At 70.7% G+C, this 817-nt stretch carries 1 protein-coding gene and 1 pseudogene; both read right to left on the reverse strand.

Annotated elements, in window-relative coordinates; genetic code table 11:
- Positions 1-609, reverse strand: a 609-nt coding sequence (locus tag R1101_RS28805; RefSeq protein WP_016935792.1) for an FtsW/RodA/SpoVE family cell cycle protein, incomplete at its 3' end; no start/stop codon positions are given.
- Positions 596-817: pseudogene (locus tag R1101_RS29945) on the reverse strand (hypothetical protein); the annotation flags it as partial. The gene R1101_RS28805 and the pseudogene R1101_RS29945, both read right to left, overlap by 14 nt.

Below are 817 nucleotides of genomic sequence, written 5' to 3' on the forward strand. Positions count from 1 at the left end.
CCCCGACAGGAAGACGTGAATCCGCTCGAGCTGGTACGGACGCAGGAACAGCACGGCCAGGGGCAGCGAGGCGAGCCCGAGTGCGAACAACGGGAACAGCGAGCGCAGCGGCACCCTCGTCAGGATCAGCATGAGCAGCACGGTGGCCACGAGCACCACGGCGGTCGACAGGTCGGGCTGCAGCGCCACCAGCGCGATCGGCAACGCCGACACGACCAGGACCCCGACGAACCTGCCGAGTGTGTATCCGCCGGCCAGTATCGCGGCGGGCACCAGAACCAGGGCGAGCTTGGCGATCTCGGAGGGCTGCAGGGTGAAGACACCCAGGTTCAGCCAGCGCTGGGCGCCCTTGGTCGCGATGCCGATCAACGGCACCGCCGCGAGCAGGACCACCGAGGCGGTGAACAACGCCCAGCCGACACGACTCAGGGTGGCGATCCGCATGCGGGAGGTCGCCCACATCGCGCCGAGTCCCACTGCGGCGATCGCGGCGTGACGCACGGCGAGCGACGACATGCCGGTCGAGATCATGTTGAGCATGCCGAGTGCGACCAGCGCGACGGTCGCCGTGACGAGCCAGGAATCGGATGGGCGCCTATCCGCCGTCACGAGTGCCCCCGGGCACGCAGCCGGCGTTCTCGGCGGGAACGTACAGCGGCTCGGACGCGGCCGCTGCGGGGACGGTGGTGACCGCGGCGACCGCCAGTGCCGACCCGGGCGGCAGGTCGACGCTGCCGATGCCGTATGCCTCCGGCGCGCCCGGCGGCACCGGTACCGTGATTCTCCCCGCCCGGCAGGACCACACCCGTACATCGGT

The sequence above is a fragment of the Rhodococcus sp. R1101 genome (assembly GCF_000278445.1).
GTDB lineage: Bacteria > Actinomycetota > Actinomycetes > Mycobacteriales > Mycobacteriaceae > Rhodococcus > Rhodococcus gordoniae.